This is a genomic window from Bradyrhizobium sp. WBAH42 (assembly GCF_024585265.1).
Lineage (GTDB): Bacteria > Pseudomonadota > Alphaproteobacteria > Rhizobiales > Xanthobacteraceae > Bradyrhizobium.
This window is the reverse complement of sequence record NZ_CP036533.1, coordinates 5,139,597-5,155,498: the sequence shown is the minus strand read 5'-3', so window position 1 is coordinate 5,155,498 and position 15,902 is coordinate 5,139,597. Positions and strand designations below refer to the sequence as shown.

The window sequence follows — 15,902 nt, the reverse complement described above, 5'->3', positions numbered from 1 at the left end:
GGCGGAAAGAGTGTGCCTACGTCGATGCCACCTTCGGCCGACCGTAGATCGCGTCTGCCCGTTTCTCGAACGCCGTCGAGAACCGCGCAAATGCGGCATCGAACATCGAGCCCATCAGCATCGCCAGCATGCGGCTCTTGAATTCGTAGGCGAGGAAGAAGCCGACGTCGCAGACGCCCTCTCCCTTGGGCTCGAACGTCCAACGATTTTCCAGATTCCTGAACGGACCTTGCAGGTATTCGACGAGGATTTTCAGATTGGCGCGGTCGAGCGTCACGCGGCTGGTGAAGGATTCCTTGACCAGCTTGAACGACACCGTCATGTCGGCGACCAGCACCTCGGTGCCGTCGGGCTTCGCCATGCGCTGGCGCACCTTCAGCGCGCTGCACAGCGGCACGAATTCCGGGTAGCGCTCGACATCGGCGACCAGATCGAACATCTCGGACGCGCTGTGGTTGACACGGTGCTTGCTCGAAACTCGATGCATGGTACGTCAGCGGGCGTGAGCTGCCCGCGCAGCCTTCAGTCTCGCGAAATCCTCGCCGGCATGATGCGACGAGCGGGTGAGCGGGCTCGCCGACACCATCAGGAAGCCCTTGGTGTAGGCGATCTTTTCGTAGGACGAGAACTCGTCCGGCGGCACGTAGCGCATCACCGCGTGATGCTTGCGGGTCGGTTGCAAATATTGCCCGATGGTCAGAAAGTCGACGTCGGCCGAACGCAGATCGTCCATCACCTGCTGCACCTCGTGGCGCTCCTCGCCGAGGCCGACCATGATGCCGGACTTGGTGAAGATGGTGGGATCGAGCTCCTTGACCCGCTGCAGCAGCCGGATCGAATGGAAGTAGCGCGCGCCGGGCCGCACCGTGAGATAGCGCGACGGCACCGTCTCGAGATTGTGGTTGAACACGTCAGGCTTCGCCGCAACGACGATTTCGAGTGCCCCCTCCTTGCGCAGGAAGTCGGGCGTCAGGATCTCGATCGTCGTCGAGGGACACGCGGCCCTGATGGCGCGGATGGTCTCTGCGAAATGCTCGGCGCCGCCATCAGCGAGGTCGTCACGGTCGACCGAGGTGATGACGACGTGGGCGAGGCCGAGCTTGGCCACGGCCTCGGCGACGTTCTGCGGCTCGGCCGCATCCAGTGCGTTCGGCAGGCCGGTCTTGACGTTGCAGAAAGCGCAGGCTCGGGTGCAGGTGTCACCCATGATCATGAAGGTCGCGTGCTTTTTGTCCCAGCACTCGCCGATATTCGGGCAGCCCGCCTCCTCGCACACCGTATGCAGGCCGTTCGCGCGCACGATGTTGCGGGTGTCGGCGTAGCCGCGGGTGTTGGGTGCGCGCACGCGGATCCAGTCCGGCTTCGGCGGCGAAGCGGAATCGGGGCGGTTCACCTTTTCGGGGTGGCGTGGGCGCAGCGGGTTCGCGATGGTATCGACAATAACGACCATGGGGTGTCCGGTCTGTTCAGGTCCTACCTAGTCGGTCTGGCCCGGCATCGCAACCCGGCTCGCCCCGCTTCAGGGAACATGGCAGATATGGGCAATATCCTGCTCTGTTCTCAGGCGATTCTCACCTCGAATGGCTCCAATCTCGAAGACTTCTCCACCGCGGCTCGGCAAGCCCCTGAAGCGCGCCTTCTTCGGACGCAGCGTGCACGAGGTCGCACCCGACCTGATCGGTGCCACCATGCTGGTCGACGGTGTCGGCGGCATCATCGTCGAGGTCGAGGCCTATCATCATACCGACCCGGCCGCGCACTCCTACCGCGGGGCGACGCCGCGGAACCAGGTCATGTTTGGCCCGCCCGGCTTTGCCTATGTCTACCGCTCCTACGGCATCCATTGGTGCGTGAACTTCGTTTGCGAGGAGGAAGGCTCGGCCAGCGCCGTGCTGATCCGTGCGCTGGAGCCGACGCATGGCCTGGCTGCGATGCGCCGACGCCGGCACCTGCAGGACGTGCATGCGCTATGCTCGGGCCCGGGCAAGCTGACCGAGGCACTCGGCATCACCATCGCGCACAACGCCCTGCCGCTGGATCGGCCGCCGATCTCACTGCATGCGCGGACGGAGGAGATGGAGGTCGCAACCGGCATCCGCATCGGCATCACCAAGGCGGTCGAGCTGCCCTGGCGCTACGGCGTCAGGGGCTCGAAGTTTCTGAGCAAGCCGTTTCCGAAGTAGCCCTAAAACGCCTGCTTCAGCCGCTCCAGCGCCTCCAGCAGCTTGGCCTTGCGGGCCAGCGCCGCCTCGCGCTTTTCGCGCTCCTCCTCGACGACCTCCTCGGCCGCGTTGGCGACGAACTTTTCGTTGGCCAGCTTGGACTCGGCACGCTTGATGTCGGCCTCGGCCTTGGCGATCTCCTTGTCGAGACGCGTGCGCTCGGCGGCGACGTCGATCACGCCCTTGAGCGGCAGCGCGGCGACTTCACCGCGCACCAGCAGCTGGACCGCGCCATCAGGCGCGCGGTCGGCGAACGAGATATCCGACAGCCGCGCCATGCGCTTGATGACATCGGTCCAGCGCGGCGCGCGCTCCTTCGTCTCGGCGGAGGCGCCGGCAAGCACCAGCGCCGTCAGCGTTGCCGGCGCGATGTTCATCTCGGCGCGCACCGAGCGGATCTGCGTGACGAGGTCGATGACCCAGCCGATCTCGGCCTCGGCCTTGGGATCGGCAAAGTCGGCATGATCGAAGATCGGCAGCACCCAGGCCGGCGAGACGAGCGCATCGGTCGGTCCCGTGGTCACCGCGAGCATCGCGAGCTGCTCCGGCGTCGGCTCGACCGGCCTCAGCGGCCACGGTGCCAGCGCGAGCAGGCCGTCGCGCTTGGCCGTCACCTCCCACAGCTCTTCGGTGATGAAGGGCATGAAGGGATGCAGCAGCTTCAGGATCTCGTCGCGCGCCCAGGCGACCATGGCGCGGGTCTCGTCCTTGGCAGGGCTGTCCGGACCGAGCAGCACGGGCTTGGCGAGTTCGACATACCAGTCGCAATAGACGTTCCAGACGAAGCGGTAGATGCTGCCGGCGGCATCGTTGAAGCGATAGGCCTCGATCGCCTCGGTCACCTCGCGCGTGGTGTGCGCGGTCTCATGCGCGATCCAGCGGTTCAGCGTCTCCTTGGCCTTCGCCGGCTCGAAGCCTTCCGGCACGGCGCAGTGGTTCATCTCCGCGAAGCGGCACGCGTTCCAGAGCTTGGTCGCGAAATTGCGATAGCCTTCGACGCGGCTGGTGGCGAGCTTGATGTCGCGGCCCTGCGCTGCCATCGCCGCCAGCGTGAAGCGCAGCGCGTCCGCGCCGTATTCGTCGATCAGGTGGAGGGGATCGATGACGTTGCCCTTCGACTTCGACATCTTGGCGCCCTTCTCGTCGCGGACGAGGGCGTGGATGTAGACGGTCGAGAACGGCACCTCCTTCATGAAGTGCAGGCCCATCATCATCATGCGGGCGACCCAGAAGAAGATGATGTCGAAGCCGGTCACCAGCGCATTGGTCGGGTAGTAGCGCTGCACCTCGGGTGTGTCGTCGGGCCAGCCGAGAGTCGAGAACGGCCACAGCGCCGAGGAGAACCAGGTGTCGAGCACGTCCTCGTCGCGCGTGATGAAGCCTTCGCGCTTGTTGCGGTCGAGCGCCATCTCGCGGCCCTGCTCGGCCGTGATGACCTCCTGCTCGACGTAATAGCCGAGCGCGTGGCTGACGGCCTCCTCCTCGGTCTCGGCGACGAACACCTTGCCGTCCGGCCCGTACCAGGCCGGGATCTGGTGGCCCCACCAGAGCTGGCGCGAGATGCACCAGGGCTGGATGTTCTCCATCCAGTCGAAATAGGTCTTTTCCCAGTTCTTCGGCACGAACGTCGTTTCGCCCGAACGCACCGCGGCGATCGCAGGTCTCGCCAGCGTCTTGGCGTCGACGTACCACTGGTCGGTCAGGTAGGGCTCGATCACGCTGCCAGAGCGATCGCCGTGCGGCACCATGTGGGTGTGGGGCTCGATCCGCTCGACGAAGCCGAACGATTCCAGCCGCTCGACGATGCGCTTGCGCGCGGCGAAGCGGTCGACCTTGTGGAACTCCTCGGCGAATTGCGCGGCGCCTTCGGGCAGGTCGCGCAGATAGTCCTCATTGTCGAGGAGATCGAGGCAGCCTTCCCTGTCGAGCACGCTGATGCGACGCAGGCCGTGGCGATTGCCGACCTCGAAATCGTTGAAGTCGTGCGCCGGCGTCACCTTGACCGCACCAGATCCCTTCTCAGGATCGGAATACTCGTCGGCGACGATCTGGATCTTGCGGCCGACCAGCGGCAGGACGACGTTCTTGCCGATCAGCTTCTGATAGCGCTCGTCCTCCGGATGCACGGCCACGCCGGTATCGCCGAGCATGGTCTCGGGGCGCGTGGTGGCGACGACGATGAAGCTCGAGGGATCCTCCGGGCTGAAGGTCTTGCCCTCGATCGGATAGCGCAGATACCAGAGGCTGCCCTTGACCTCGGTCTGCTGCACCTCGAGATCCGAGATCGCAGTGAGCAGCTTGGTGTCCCAATTCACCAGCCGCTTGTCCTTGTAGATCAGGCCCTCGCGGTGCAGTTCGACGAACACCTTGATGACGGCCTTCGACAGCCCCTCGTCCATCGTGAAGCGCTCGCGCGACCAGTCGCAGGACGCACCGAGCCGCTTGAGCTGGTTGATGATGGTGTCGCCGCTCTCGGCCTTCCACTGCCAGACCCGCTCCAGAAACTTCTCGCGGCCCATCTCGCGGCGGCCGGGCTGCTGACGCTCCATCAGCTGCCGCTCGACCACCATTTGGGTGGCGATGCCGGCATGGTCGGTGCCGGGCTGCCAGAGCACGTCGCGGCCGCGCATGCGCTCGAACCGGCACAGGATGTCCTGCAGCGTGTTGTTGAGGGCGTGGCCCATGTGCAGCGAGCCCGTCACGTTCGGCGGCGGGATCACGATGGTGAAGGGCACGGCATCACGGCGGTCGGGCCGGCCAGCCTTGAACGCAAGGCTGTCCTCCCACACCACGGACATGCGGGTTTCGATATCGGCGGGCTGGTAATTTTTCTCGATCATGGGGCTGCTAGAAAGCCGCGGGAGGGGGCCAAGTCAACGAAAAGGTCAGGGAAAAACGAGGCGGCAACGGCGCTTTCCGGCCCGGTCGGGGCGCGGATATGACACCCAAGCCGGGCTTTATGAGGGCCTGTCGGCCGCCCTCAGCGGCCGCCGCGCGAGACCCGCTCGATTTCGGCCTTCACGATGCGTTCAACGAGGCCCGGCAGGTTGTCGTCGAGCCAGGACTTCAGCATCGGCCGCAGCATCTCCTTGACCAGGTCCTCCAGCGTGCGCGCGTTGCTGCTGAGCACCGTATGGGCCAGGGAGTTGAAGGCGGATTCGACCGCGGAGACCGTCGATTGCGCGAGGATCGGCTGCTGCGGGGGCAGCGGCGGCGCGTCGAAGTCCACCGGCGCGTAGGACGGCGGCGGAGCGGGCCGCGGCGGTTCGGCGAATTCGAGATCGTCGCGCGGTTCGACCTTGCGGAAGCTCGGCGGCGGCGGAGGCGGCGTCGGGTCCATCGCCATGTCGTCGGTCAGCTCGAGCACGTCCGGCTCGGGTTCTGGCTCTGGTTCGGGCGCGCGGACCTCGGGCGCAGGTGTGGCCGCATCGAGGCCAGCCAGCAACGCGTCGATATCGTCCTGGCTGTTGGATGCGTCCGCCGCGGGCGCCGGCGCAGGTGGCGGCGCCGGCTTTGCGGCCGGCGGCGGTGCAGCGGGCTTCTCGGCAGCGGGTTTGGGTGGAGCGACCTTGGATGGCGGAATGTCGTTCATCGCCTGCGGCTTCGCCGGCGCGGCGGGCGCCGCCGCCTTCTCGGGCTTGGCGGCCTCGGCCGGCGGGGGCTTTGCCTCATCGTCGGCAATGATGCGCCGGATCGAGGCCAGAATCTCCTCCATGGAGGGTTCTGTGACCTTTGCAGGCTGCGTCATCTCCGACTCCACATCATCAACGCCCTCGCATGCGTTGTTTTACACCAAGCACGGCAGGATTGGCCGGTTCCGCAACGACAGGCCCGTCATTTTCGTCGCCGCAGCCCGACTTGTCCCCAGATCACGGCTCAACGTGCAGCGGCGTGCCCTGCCCCCGGCACCGAAGCGTTACGCACACGACATCAACGCGGGGCGAATCGACCCGCATCATCTTGGCAAGGCTATGTCAGGGATTTTGATGATTGCAAGCAAAGCACCGGTCGACCTCGGCTGTTGGCGAGATCGACCGGATGATTGCGGGATCAGCGCCCGTCAGGCGTGCGCACGCCGGCCCAGCTGTCGCGGACCTGATGGTAGTGAACGCTGGGGTCGTAGACCGTGGTCGCAAGGCCGAGGACTTGCGGCGAGAGACGCCCGACCGCAGCGAGGACGTTATAGGATGCAACGACGCGATCGTGCTGCGCGGTCACCAACGCAACGCGCGCATTCACCAGCGCCTGCTGCGCGTTGAGCACGTCCAGCGTGGTGCGCTGGCCGGCCTTGGCCTCCTCACGTACGCCGTTCAGGGCGATCTCGGATGCCGCCACCTGCGCCTGGGCCGACTGGACCTGCGCCTTGGTGGCCTGCAGCGAGCCCCACCATTGCACAACCGTCGCACGGGTCTGGTCGCGGGTCGTTTCGAGGTTGAGTCGCTGCTGCGCCAGGTTTTCCTTGGACTGGCGGATCAGCGCGTATTCACTGCCGCCCTGATAGATCGGCACCGAGAGCTGCGCGATCGCGGATGCGTTGAACGAGCGCAACGAAATCAAGGACTGTTCGTTGGCCTGTGTGGCCGATGCCTGGATCGTCATCGTGGGCAGCAACGCACCTTCGGCGACCTTGACCTGCAGGTAATTGACGTCGATGCCGAACATCGCAGCCGTGACGTTGGGATGCTCGATCAGGCCAAGCTCGATCGCTGCGGCAAGCGTTGCGGGGAGGAAACGATCGACAGGTGATCCGGGTGCAAGATTTGCCGGCTCGTTGCCGATGATGCGGCGGAAGTTTGCGCGCGTGGTGGTGAGATTTGCTTCCGCGGTAAGGGCCTGCGTCCTGCCGGCGGCCAGCTGTGCTTCCGATTGCGCAACGTCTGTGCGAGTCACTTCGCCGACGTTGAAGCGATCGCGGGTTTGCTTCAACGTCTGCTCGAGCACGCGCACGTTACTGCGCTGGACTTCAAGCGTGGCCGCATCGCGCAGATAGTCCATGTAGGTCGTCGCGGCCTGAAGCAGCACACTTTGATCGAGGCTGCGCAGCGCTTCGCGAGCACCGGACACCTGGCTCTCCGCCGCCCGCGTTCTGTTAGCGGTCTGATTGCCATTGTAGAGTGTCTGCGAAGCGGTAATTCCAGCGCTGCGAGGTAAGGTGGTTCCGTGGATTGAGTTAGTGCCGACGCCGCTCTGCAGATCCTGGTATTGATAGCCACCGCTCGCGGTCATCGACACCCGAGGACGATAGCCAGACAAGGCCTGCGGCACGTTTTCGTCGGTCGAGCGCACCTGGGCACGCTGCGCGTTGAGCTGCGGATTGTTTTGATAGGCGCGCACCAGCGCGCCATCGATCGTATCCGCCAAGGCAGGCGTCGGCCCGGCAAGCGCCAGCAGCAGGACCGAAACCGCAGCTCCGGTGAAGAGCTTCACCCCATGCATCCGTGAAATTCCGTTCATTCTAACGCCCGACTCGTGCCCGCGAGCTGGGTTACCGTATCAGTGGAGTCGTTGCCCCGCCGCAACATAGGACGCGGCCAAGCGCGACGGAACTACCCGAGGGTAGTTCTCAGTGGAAACTCTTCACGTGCAGCATCCCGGCCACACTTCTGATTCAGAACGGGATTTGGGGCGGCTTTGGGGCCGTCAGAAGACAAACGCAGCCGCGCGCTCCAGCCCGGGAAGGACCGGGGCGGCGGCGTCGAACAGCGCCCGGTGGCCGAATTCGCCGTGGGTACGGGTCACAATCACGGCGCGCCGCGGCCTCGATTCGGCCGACACCCCCACCAGGCGCCCACCCTCCTTCAGCTGCCCGAGCAGAGCTTCCGGCAGCACTTCGGCCGCCCCGTTGAGGACAATCACATCATAGGGCGCGGCAGCGGGATCCCCGTCGGTACAGGCCGCCGCCTTGCAGGCGACATTGGCCAGCCCCTGGGCGGTGAAGGCGTCCCCGGCCTTGGCGGCCAAAGCCGAATCGCACTCGGTCGCCGTGACCTGCCGCGCCAGCTTAGCGGCCAGTGCGGCGAGATAGCCGGTGGCGCAGCCGACGACCAGCACGTTGTCACCCTCGCCGATTTCGGCGGCCTGAAGCAGCTTGCCGGTCAGCGCCGGCTTGATCAAAAACCGCTTGGCGGTGCCTTCGCTCACGTCGAGATCGAGATCGAGGTAGGCCAGCGCCTGCCTGCCGGCCGGCACAAAGGCTTCGCGCGGCACCGTGAGCATGGCATCGAGAACACGACGGTCGGTGACGTCATTGGTGCGCACCTGGCCATCGACCATTTTTTGGCGCGCGGTCGAAAAACCGGACATTTGCGGACCCTGCAATGCGGACGATGCCGCGGAGAAAAATCGCGGCATCTTTGGAGCATGCTCGGTCAAAACGCAACATGGCCGTTGGCGGTGGCGCACCGCGCTCCGCAGCCCGCCTGATGGGGCCCGACCAGCCCTATTCGATGGCGACCGCCAGGCGGCCGATCAGGGCAGCGACCTCGTCCAGCCTAGCCGAATCCGGCGCCTCGACTGCGCGCGCGAGACAAGCGAGGCATTGATCGTCGCTGAGCTCGGGAATGCCGGCCGGCAGAATCGAGGGGGCGATATCCGAACGGTCGACCTGGATCTCTGGCATGGGAATCAGCTCCGCAAATGTCCGGCAAATCCACGCTCGACGTGAATTGAGTCGTCCCAATGGCGAGACGACGCCGACGCAAACACATCTGTTTGACCCCGATTCCGCGCCGGACCACGGGTGCAATGTTCAAAGATCAGGGAAAGCAGATCGCGCGCCGCGTGAGGAGGCGGACACAAATCATTGAAATATCTGAAAGATTTGGCTCCCCGGGCTGGATTCGAACCAGCGACCATCCGATTAACAGTCGGATGCTCTACCGCTGAGCTACCGAGGAAAAGGCGAACCATTCGTTCGCGCGCGGCTGCGTATAACAAAGCCGCTTGCGCTTGCAAAGGACGAATTCGTCATCATCCGCAACGCGCTCGGGAGGGGCCTGGAATGGCCTCTCCTCCGGCCCTTCCGGGCAAAGACTATTCGGCGAGGAACGAGGTGGTCTTGGTGCCGAGGTCGTAACGCAAGCGGAGCGCGGTGAACTTGCAGAGATTGACGTTCTTCCACAGCACCGACTCGTCGTAGTTCTGCCAATCGACGCGAATGTTCCAGACGCAGCCCTCGTCGTCGTCGTCGAACTCGACATAGGTGCTGGCCTGGTTCTGCAACACCTTGTCGAGTGCGTTCTCCCATTCGTCCAGCCCGTCATCCGGCGCGTTGAAGCCGAGGAACTTGATGGCATAGCCGGTCTCGTTGACGACCGTGACGTTGCGGGCATCGGCCGCAAGCGACGGCGCAGCGGCGATCGAAAGACTGACGGCGATCAGTCCAGACAGAAATTGCTTCATGTGAAATTCTCCGATCGAAACAGGTCTCAGCGCCCGACGTCGATCGACGCAGGCGCTGCGGCAAACAAAACGTTGCCTCAAGACAAGTCCGGAGCGAGATCGAACGATTCAAGAGACGATCGGTCTGGACTTCCGAACGTTTGCGCGACGCGAGACGCGCCCAGCCTGTTTATCGGTTGGAATTCTCCGCAGCAATGAACGGGCATTCATAGTTCGGCAGGGCTTGTTTTCTCCGGCACCGGCGCCGGCACGGCCGCGCCGTTGCTCTTGCCCGTCACGGCGCCGACCAGCGCCTTGACGGGATCGTCGCCCGGTGCAAAGCCACTCTGGCGCAGGATCTCGTCGATCATCGGGCGCAGCGCATGCACCTTGAGCAGCTCGCCGGCGAGACCCTCGCCGAAGCCCACATTGCCTCCGCCGGCGCCGTTGCCGCCGAACGCGCCGCCGGTGTGCAGGATGCGGACGTCCTTGAGGTTCGCGATCGGCTTCACCATCTCGGCCAGGGCCGAGGGCATGGTCTCGATCCGCTTCTTGGCGATCTCGAAATCGATCACGTTGCTGCCGAGCTTGTTCTGCGCCTCGTTCTTCATGGTGATGACGGCAGCTTCCGCCTCGCCGATATTGCGCACGCCGACTGCCTTGATCTTGTTGGATTCGGCTTCCGCCGTGGCCAGCGTCTTGACGGCCTCGGCGCGGTCGAGCGAGGCCTTCTTCTCGGCTTCGGCCGCAACGATCAATTCGGTCGACTTGCGCTCGGCCTCGGTCCGCGCGGCGAGCACCTGGGTGAGACGGGCGCGATCGGCGACCTCGACCGCGCGTGCAGTCACGACCTTTTCTTCGGCCGAGACGGCGAGCGCTTCGGCGGCCTTGGCCTCGGCAACGGCTTCCGAAGTCTGCTTGCTCTTCGCTGCGATCTGGATCTCGTTCTCCTGCGTCGCGATCTGGATCTCGCGCTGGGCGTCGGTCTTGCGCTTGTTGATCGCGAGGTCCGACTCGATGACCGCGGTTTCCTTGACCTGCTTTGCGCCGGCCTCCTTCTCGGCAACCGCCCTGTCGGTGTCGATGCGGGCATTCTCCTCGGTCAGGCGCGCGGTCTGCGTCGCGGTTGCGACCTCGGCGCGGGTGCTCGCGGTCTTGTTGGCGATGTCGCGCTCCTGGGAGAGCTCGGCTTCCTTCTTGGTCCGCTCGATCCCGAGAGTCTGCTGCCGCGCCTCGAGGTCCTTTTGCGCGATCGCCACCTCGTTGTCGCGCACGATGGCGTTGCGATCACGGCGGCGGGTCTCGGTGACCGTCTTCAACTGGGTGAGACCTTCGGCGTCGAAGAAATTCTCCGGGTTGAAGAACTTGACGTCGGTCTGGTCGAGCTTGGTCAGCGACACCGATTCCAGCTCGAGCCCGTTCGATTTCACGTCGGACTCGACCGTCGACTGCACGTGCTTGACGAAGTCCGAGCGCTTCTCCTGAAGCTCCAGGATGCTCATGGTCGCCGCGACCGAGCGCAGGCCGTCGACGAATTTCGCTTCGACCTGGTTACGTAGCGCTTCGGCATCGTTGGTCAACGCGCCCAGCGTCTGGCTCGCGAGCGCGATGCTTTCCTCATCCGGGCGGACGCGCACATAGAACTCGGCGACGATGTCGACGCGCAGCCGGTCCTTGGTGATGAGGGATTCCCGCTCCTTGCGCTCGACGGTGAGCCGCAGCGTCTTCAGATTGACGCTGGCGTAGGAGTGGAAGATCGGCAGGATCATGGCGCCGCCGTCGAGCACCACCTTCTTGCCGCCGAGCCCGGTGCGCACGAAGGCCTCGTCGCGGGTGGCGCGCTTGTAGAGAATGGTGAAGACGATCCCCAGGACGACGATCAGCGCGACGCCAATCACGGCCGGGACTGCGATGTCGAACATGGCTTTCTCCGCTGTGGGACTTGCTAACTGCTTAGAGTGGGCTTGGACGGCTTGAGTTCATCGTCGGCCTTCACCGCGACGAAACGGGTGCCATCGCGGTCGACCAGGAGGACCATGGTTCCCTGCGGCAAAGGCCCCGATGACGGCGCCGCGACCGCCGAGACGAAATGACGGTTGCCGTGGACGTCGGCGACGCTGACGCGGCCCGGCGGCCCCTGGTCGAGCGGGCCGACGACGACCTCACCGATGCGGCCGACGAGATCCCCCAAGCCAACGACGTAGCTTTCGTCCTTGGGAATGACCCGCGCGATGGCCCTGCTGGCGGAGCGGACCAGCGGAACCGACACCACGACGGCGGCGGCAGAGGCGACCGTCGCCGGCAAGGGACCTGCAACAAACCGGGCGATGTCCTGGATCAGGAAGCCGGTAATGGAGAAGGCGCCGAGCAGCAACAACAGGAAGATCAAGAGCGGCACGCCACCGACATTGACCCAGGAGATGGCATTGAGCACGCCGTTGTCGCTGGGATGGGCGAAATCGATGTTGGTGCCGAGCATCTCGCTGAGCGAGGCCCCCACCAGCATGGAGACCACCTCGATCGAGCCGACGATGACGATCATGGCCGCCGCGATAGCGAACGGCCTGACTTCCGGCGACATGACGTGTTCGAGCAGAGCGCTCATGACACGGCACTCAGGAGCCCGACTTCAACCGGGCCAGCCGCGCTGCAATTTCCTTGTCGCGATGCAACGTGCTGAGCTCGTCGATGTCGCTCGAATAAGGGATGCCCGGAGGCACGCCGGTGGCCCGCGCCACCGCCCTGCCCGCGCGCAACGCCTTCGCGGCAGCGGAGGTGCCGCCGGATTTCCGCGACGACGTTGATGCCTGTGGGCTGGCATGTGCCTCGCTCTTTTCGAGATCGGCGCGGCGCTGCTCGGCATCCTGGAGCGCCGACAGCACCGCGCGCAGCGAGGTGACGCATTGCTCGATCTTCTCGTTGTTCTCGTCGATGGCCCGCGAGAGCACCTCGAACTGCGCCTCCAGATCCATCTGCCGCGCGATGCCGGCGCGAGCGAGATCGTCGCGGCCATCGGCGATCGCGCCCTCGATCTTGGCGGTCAGATCGGTCATCGCGCGCTCGATTTCGCTACGGCGCGCGTTGAGGCGGTATTCCTCGGCCCGCGCGGCGGCGAGCGCATCTCGCGCTTCGCTCTCGGCGCGCTCGATCTCGCGGATGGCCTGTCCGACCACCTTGAGCTTGTTCTTGCCTTCCGCCTGCTCGATCGCATCGTACGCGATCCCGGCGATCAGGCGCCCGACACGGGACAGGAAGTTGTCGGGAGCGGCAGCGATGGTATCCATGGCGTTCTCCTCCTCTGGCAGGCTGTTCGGCGTGACGCCGTAGTGAACTTCGAAACCGTCGTCGGTGCGGATGAGGCGCGCCGGCACGCTCTGGCCCCAGCCCTCGGCATAGCCGGCGTAGTCGAAGGGCACGCTGAAGCGCCCTTGCACGGTCGCGATCGAAATGGTGGCGGGCCCTTTGATCTTGGCGAGCTTGTCGTCGAGCGGCAGGCGGCGCCCCTGGGCGGCGCGATACTCCGTGCGGTCGCGCAGGCCGAGCGTCACCAGCCGCGAGGGCAGCGCGGTCTGTTTGCGGATCGACTCGTAGGCATGGGCGTGGAGCAGGACCACGTTGGAACCCACATTGTGAGCCCGCGCCACCTCGTCGAGGATCTCCATCATGCGGTCATAAGCCTGAAACGTCGCCTCGATGGCGGCCTTGGCGGCCGGGTCAGGGGCAAGCCTGTAACGCAGCGCAGACGGCGCGTTTCGGGGCGATTGGCTCATGGAAAGCACTAAAGCACCATTTTGGTGCTTTCGGAAGAGGAAGCTCGATCACGTTCCGCTGATCCCTATGCACTCTGTCGGTTAGTCGCGGCGCTCCGGGCCCGCGTTCAAGGCGGCCTGATCACCCCTAGCTCACGGCCGATCAAGACTTCTTGCACGCGCCGGTTGCAATTTGAGGCGAAATGCGGGGACGGTTCGGCAGGCCGTGGTCCATCAATGGGGCTTCGAATGCTGGAAACCAACTGATATCGGCCGGCGCCGCAACTTCTTCGCGTTTACGAATCATTCGGTGAGCTCATTTGACAGAGCTATGACGATTGCCGACCAGGATGCGACGAGAGAGCGAAGCATCCACGTCCGGTATCCGCAGCAAATCCACAGCATATCCACAGGGTGACTGTGGCGGATTCGCGAGCCCGTGCGATGCCCTTGCTGCGCACAAACCCACAAGCGGGGCCGTTCAGCCACCCGCCTGGTCGAACACGGATCGGCAGGCCTCGCTGAGGCTGGCGCGGTTGCGGCGCAGGCAGGTGGTGATGGCGCGGACGTTGGGGATCTCGCCGGCGCACAGCCGATAGACGTCGGGGGTACAGGCCCGCCGCTGCTCCGCTGTTCCCTGTGCATGGGCGGCGGAGGCAAACAGCGTCAGGAACAGCCCGACCGTCGAGGCGCCCCGCGCCCGGTTCTTCACGCCCGCAAACCGCAAGAATCTCGCCTTCATGACCAGTCTCCCGCTCTGCCCTGCCCGCTCCGGCCTGCATTGGCCGGCATGGTGCAAAGGGGTAGGAGAAATAAACCGCTGAGAATGTGACTTCATTCACACCCGCCGCGAGGCGGCGGCGCTTAGGGTTGCCCGGGGATTTTCAGGATTCGCTAACCATTCGGATCCCGATCGCCGCATCGTTAAAATGCGAACGATCGGGTCAATCCGGAAACAAACCGGCTTTGCGACATTGCGCCATCCGCGTTCTGCGAGGGTGTGATGAGTGAAGCCGAATTCAATTTGCTGCTGGATGCTGTCCGGGACGCCATGGTCTTTGAAGATTTCGCGCCTGTGCCGGTGGAGGAATTCGTGCCTCGCTCGTGGAGCTTCGACGCGACGCCCAAGGCAGCCAATGACAACGAGGGCGCCTGGCCCCTCTTGCCCTTTCCCGACGGCTGGTACGCGGCCTGCTGAGGCCGACTTCACGTCAGCGGATGCGGCTCGCCTCGCGGGCGGCCCACCACCGAGCCCCCACGCCCAGCGTCACGACGATCAATTCTTGGCGCGCTCGTCGCCGTCCTGCGGCGCCCGCTCGGGTACGGCCGGTGGGAAGATGCTGTCATAGATCGCGCGCGCCTCACGAATGAGACGAGCCCGCTCCAGCTCGGATTTCGAGACAAATCGGACGATTTCGCCCACGTGCTCTCCAGCGCTCAGTTGATGGGAACATGCATCGCTTCGCACATGCGAAGTCTGTGCCATGGGACTGAATCGCGGGTTTCCGCCAAGCCCCGGACAAACCCGGTGGGCGCGGCAATGCAGGCCTTGCCGGCACTGCCGTGAAAGCCGCGGCGAGTTCGCATTTTTGCTGAAAAATCAGGAGCTTGTAATGGAGGCCACGACCAGAATTGAACTGGTGTACACGGTTTTGCAGACCGTTGCGTAACCACTCCGCCACGTGGCCCCGTAGGGGCGGAGCAATATAGGGGATCAATGGCCGAGGCAACCGCCTTCGTCCGACTTTGACGGCACTAGCCTTTTCCAATGTGGACCAAAGTCAGGCGCGCTTGCCGCGCCGGAAGTCGCGCCGACGGCTCTTCGGCGCGGGTTTGGGCGCGAGTTCCGGCATCTCTGCCTGGACCTCGCGGTAGCGCGCCAGCATCCGTTCGAAACTGGTAAGCAACGTCTCGGCGATGTCGGAACGCCGCTCGAGGCCGGCCAGAATCGTCGCCGCCGCTTCGATGGTCGAGAGACCGTCGCGGCGCGGCTCCTTGCGCAGGCGTCCGTAGCGCGAGGGGCGTGACGGATTGAGGATCACGCGCTGGCATTTCAGCATCCAGGGATTGCGCCACCACAGCGCCTTGGCCTGGCTCCAGGTGCCGTCGAGCAGCACCACGCCTTCGAGCTTGCCGAGGAGCGCGCGCTGGTTCTCCGCGACCTCGCCCTTGCGGTTGAGCGCGACGATCTCGCCTTCAGCATCGAGATCGGCCGCGCGCGCCGAGCCGAGATAGAGCACGGCCCAGCGCGAGGCATTCTCGACCGGCCGTCCCAGCGCCTTGGACAGGCTCGGCCAGGACAGGCCGACCCGCACGGTGGCATCGCCGAAGTGCCTGGCCAGCAGCCGCGCCGTGCCGAGCGCTCTGTCCTGCTCCTGCGGATGCTGGAGGATCAGGAGCGAGAGCCGGTTCTCGATCGGCGTGACGCTGTCGCAAATGCAGAGCGGCATCGGCTTCTGGCAATGCGGGCATTCAGGGATCAGTTCGGCCGGCGCGGCGACGGTGTCGGGCGGGTTGGGCATGGCGCCGCTATACGCTTGAAGCGGCGCGT

The 15,902-nt window shown here is 64.9% G+C and carries 16 protein-coding genes and 2 tRNA genes; 2 read left to right on the top strand and 16 right to left on the bottom strand.

What is annotated here, in order from left to right; all coding sequences use genetic code 11:
• Window positions 1-16 precede the first annotated feature (16 nt).
• Complete coding sequence (locus DCG74_RS24100; RefSeq protein WP_172789079.1) at window positions 17-487, bottom strand: type II toxin-antitoxin system RatA family toxin; 471 nt, start codon at window positions 485-487, stop codon at window positions 17-19.
• A gap of 6 nt (window positions 488-493) precedes the next feature.
• On the bottom strand, window positions 494-1,450 hold the full coding sequence (gene lipA / locus DCG74_RS24095) for a lipoyl synthase (RefSeq protein ID WP_172789080.1): 957 nt from the start codon (window positions 1,448-1,450) through the stop codon (window positions 494-496).
• 130 nt (window positions 1,451-1,580) lie between these two features.
• Between lipA and DCG74_RS24090 the strand changes: the two genes are divergently transcribed.
• Window positions 1,581-2,183 carry a DNA-3-methyladenine glycosylase gene (locus DCG74_RS24090; RefSeq protein WP_172789081.1) on the top strand — a complete coding sequence of 201 codons (603 nt, stop codon included), beginning with the start codon at window positions 1,581-1,583 and terminating at the stop codon, window positions 2,181-2,183.
• 2 nt (window positions 2,184-2,185) lie between these two features.
• On the opposite strand, the gene DCG74_RS24085 is transcribed toward DCG74_RS24090, so the two are convergent.
• The 11 genes from DCG74_RS24085 to DCG74_RS24035 all read right to left on the bottom strand — a co-directional run bounded on the left by DCG74_RS24085 (window position 2,186) and on the right by DCG74_RS24035 (window position 14,093).
• The gene (locus tag DCG74_RS24085; RefSeq protein ID WP_172789082.1) at window positions 2,186-5,062 is read right to left on the bottom strand and encodes a valine--tRNA ligase; all 2,877 of its coding nucleotides are present in this window, start codon (window positions 5,060-5,062) and stop codon (window positions 2,186-2,188) included.
• Window positions 5,063-5,202: 140 nt separating this feature from the next.
• Window positions 5,203-5,970, bottom strand: a complete 768-nt coding sequence (locus DCG74_RS24080) for a PopZ family protein (protein WP_172789083.1) — start codon at window positions 5,968-5,970, stop codon at window positions 5,203-5,205.
• Between the two features lie 302 nt (window positions 5,971-6,272).
• Entirely contained in the window at window positions 6,273-7,658 is a 1,386-nt protein-coding gene (locus tag DCG74_RS24075) for a TolC family outer membrane protein (protein ID WP_172789123.1), read from the bottom strand.
• Window positions 7,659-7,862: 204 nt separating this feature from the next.
• Window positions 7,863-8,525 carry a protein-L-isoaspartate O-methyltransferase gene (locus DCG74_RS24070; protein ID WP_172789084.1) on the bottom strand — a complete coding sequence of 221 codons (663 nt, stop codon included), beginning with the start codon at window positions 8,523-8,525 and terminating at the stop codon, window positions 7,863-7,865.
• A gap of 136 nt (window positions 8,526-8,661) precedes the next feature.
• Complete coding sequence (locus tag DCG74_RS24065) at window positions 8,662-8,841, bottom strand: hypothetical protein (protein ID WP_172789085.1); 180 nt, start codon at window positions 8,839-8,841, stop codon at window positions 8,662-8,664.
• Window positions 8,842-9,043: 202 nt separating this feature from the next.
• Window positions 9,044-9,118 (bottom strand) — tRNA-Asn (locus DCG74_RS24060).
• A 136-nt stretch (window positions 9,119-9,254) separates the two neighbouring features.
• Window positions 9,255-9,623 (bottom strand): hypothetical protein, encoded by a 369-nt coding sequence (locus DCG74_RS24055; RefSeq protein ID WP_172789086.1) that lies wholly within the window; start codon window positions 9,621-9,623, stop codon window positions 9,255-9,257.
• 206 nt (window positions 9,624-9,829) lie between these two features.
• A complete protein-coding gene (locus DCG74_RS24050) occupies window positions 9,830-11,524 on the bottom strand; it encodes a flotillin family protein (RefSeq protein ID WP_172789087.1) in 1,695 nt (564 codons plus the stop codon).
• Window positions 11,525-11,547: 23 nt separating this feature from the next.
• Window positions 11,548-12,207, bottom strand: coding sequence for an OB-fold-containig protein (locus DCG74_RS24045; RefSeq protein WP_172789088.1), 660 nt, complete (start codon window positions 12,205-12,207; stop codon window positions 11,548-11,550).
• A 10-nt stretch (window positions 12,208-12,217) separates the two neighbouring features.
• Complete coding sequence (locus DCG74_RS24040; protein ID WP_172789089.1) at window positions 12,218-13,381, bottom strand: PspA/IM30 family protein; 1,164 nt, start codon at window positions 13,379-13,381, stop codon at window positions 12,218-12,220.
• Window positions 13,382-13,832: 451 nt separating this feature from the next.
• The gene (locus DCG74_RS24035; RefSeq protein ID WP_172789090.1) at window positions 13,833-14,093 is read right to left on the bottom strand and encodes a hypothetical protein; all 261 of its coding nucleotides are present in this window, start codon (window positions 14,091-14,093) and stop codon (window positions 13,833-13,835) included.
• Window positions 14,094-14,354: 261 nt separating this feature from the next.
• On the opposite strand from DCG74_RS24035, the gene DCG74_RS24030 reads away from it, so the two are divergent.
• Window positions 14,355-14,549, top strand: coding sequence for a hypothetical protein (locus tag DCG74_RS24030; protein WP_172789091.1), 195 nt, complete (start codon window positions 14,355-14,357; stop codon window positions 14,547-14,549).
• A 78-nt stretch (window positions 14,550-14,627) separates the two neighbouring features.
• On the opposite strand, the gene DCG74_RS24025 is transcribed toward DCG74_RS24030, so the two are convergent.
• From DCG74_RS24025 to DCG74_RS24015, 3 genes are all read right to left on the bottom strand, one after another.
• Window positions 14,628-14,774 carry a hypothetical protein gene (locus DCG74_RS24025; protein WP_172789092.1) on the bottom strand — a complete coding sequence of 49 codons (147 nt, stop codon included), beginning with the start codon at window positions 14,772-14,774 and terminating at the stop codon, window positions 14,628-14,630.
• A 191-nt stretch (window positions 14,775-14,965) separates the two neighbouring features.
• A tRNA-Cys gene (locus DCG74_RS24020) sits at window positions 14,966-15,039 on the bottom strand.
• Between the two features lie 93 nt (window positions 15,040-15,132).
• The gene (locus DCG74_RS24015; RefSeq protein ID WP_172789093.1) at window positions 15,133-15,873 is read right to left on the bottom strand and encodes a tRNA-uridine aminocarboxypropyltransferase; all 741 of its coding nucleotides are present in this window, start codon (window positions 15,871-15,873) and stop codon (window positions 15,133-15,135) included.
• Between the last annotated feature and the right edge of the window lie 29 nt (window positions 15,874-15,902).

Coding starts and splice junctions, on each gene's coding strand:
- DCG74_RS24035 (WP_172789090.1), bottom strand. CDS start 14,093: ATGAAGGCGAGATTCTTGCGGTTTGCGGGCGTGAAGAACCGGGCGCGG.
- DCG74_RS24055 (WP_172789086.1), bottom strand. CDS start 9,623: ATGAAGCAATTTCTGTCTGGACTGATCGCCGTCAGTCTTTCGATCGCC.
- DCG74_RS24075 (WP_172789123.1), bottom strand. CDS start 7,658: ATGCATGGGGTGAAGCTCTTCACCGGAGCTGCGGTTTCGGTCCTGCTG.
- DCG74_RS24070 (WP_172789084.1), bottom strand. CDS start 8,525: ATGTCCGGTTTTTCGACCGCGCGCCAAAAAATGGTCGATGGCCAGGTG.
- DCG74_RS24080 (WP_172789083.1), bottom strand. CDS start 5,970: ATGACGCAGCCTGCAAAGGTCACAGAACCCTCCATGGAGGAGATTCTG.
- DCG74_RS24065 (WP_172789085.1), bottom strand. CDS start 8,841: ATGCCAGAGATCCAGGTCGACCGTTCGGATATCGCCCCCTCGATTCTG.
- DCG74_RS24015 (WP_172789093.1), bottom strand. CDS start 15,873: ATGCCCAACCCGCCCGACACCGTCGCCGCGCCGGCCGAACTGATCCCT.
- DCG74_RS24090 (WP_172789081.1), top strand. CDS start 1,581: ATGGCTCCAATCTCGAAGACTTCTCCACCGCGGCTCGGCAAGCCCCTG.
- DCG74_RS24045 (WP_172789088.1), bottom strand. CDS start 12,207: ATGAGCGCTCTGCTCGAACACGTCATGTCGCCGGAAGTCAGGCCGTTC.
- lipA (WP_172789080.1), bottom strand. CDS start 1,450: ATGGTCGTTATTGTCGATACCATCGCGAACCCGCTGCGCCCACGCCAC.
- DCG74_RS24030 (WP_172789091.1), top strand. CDS start 14,355: ATGAGTGAAGCCGAATTCAATTTGCTGCTGGATGCTGTCCGGGACGCC.
- DCG74_RS24050 (WP_172789087.1), bottom strand. CDS start 11,524: ATGTTCGACATCGCAGTCCCGGCCGTGATTGGCGTCGCGCTGATCGTC.
- DCG74_RS24085 (WP_172789082.1), bottom strand. CDS start 5,062: ATGATCGAGAAAAATTACCAGCCCGCCGATATCGAAACCCGCATGTCC.
- DCG74_RS24100 (WP_172789079.1), bottom strand. CDS start 487: ATGCATCGAGTTTCGAGCAAGCACCGTGTCAACCACAGCGCGTCCGAG.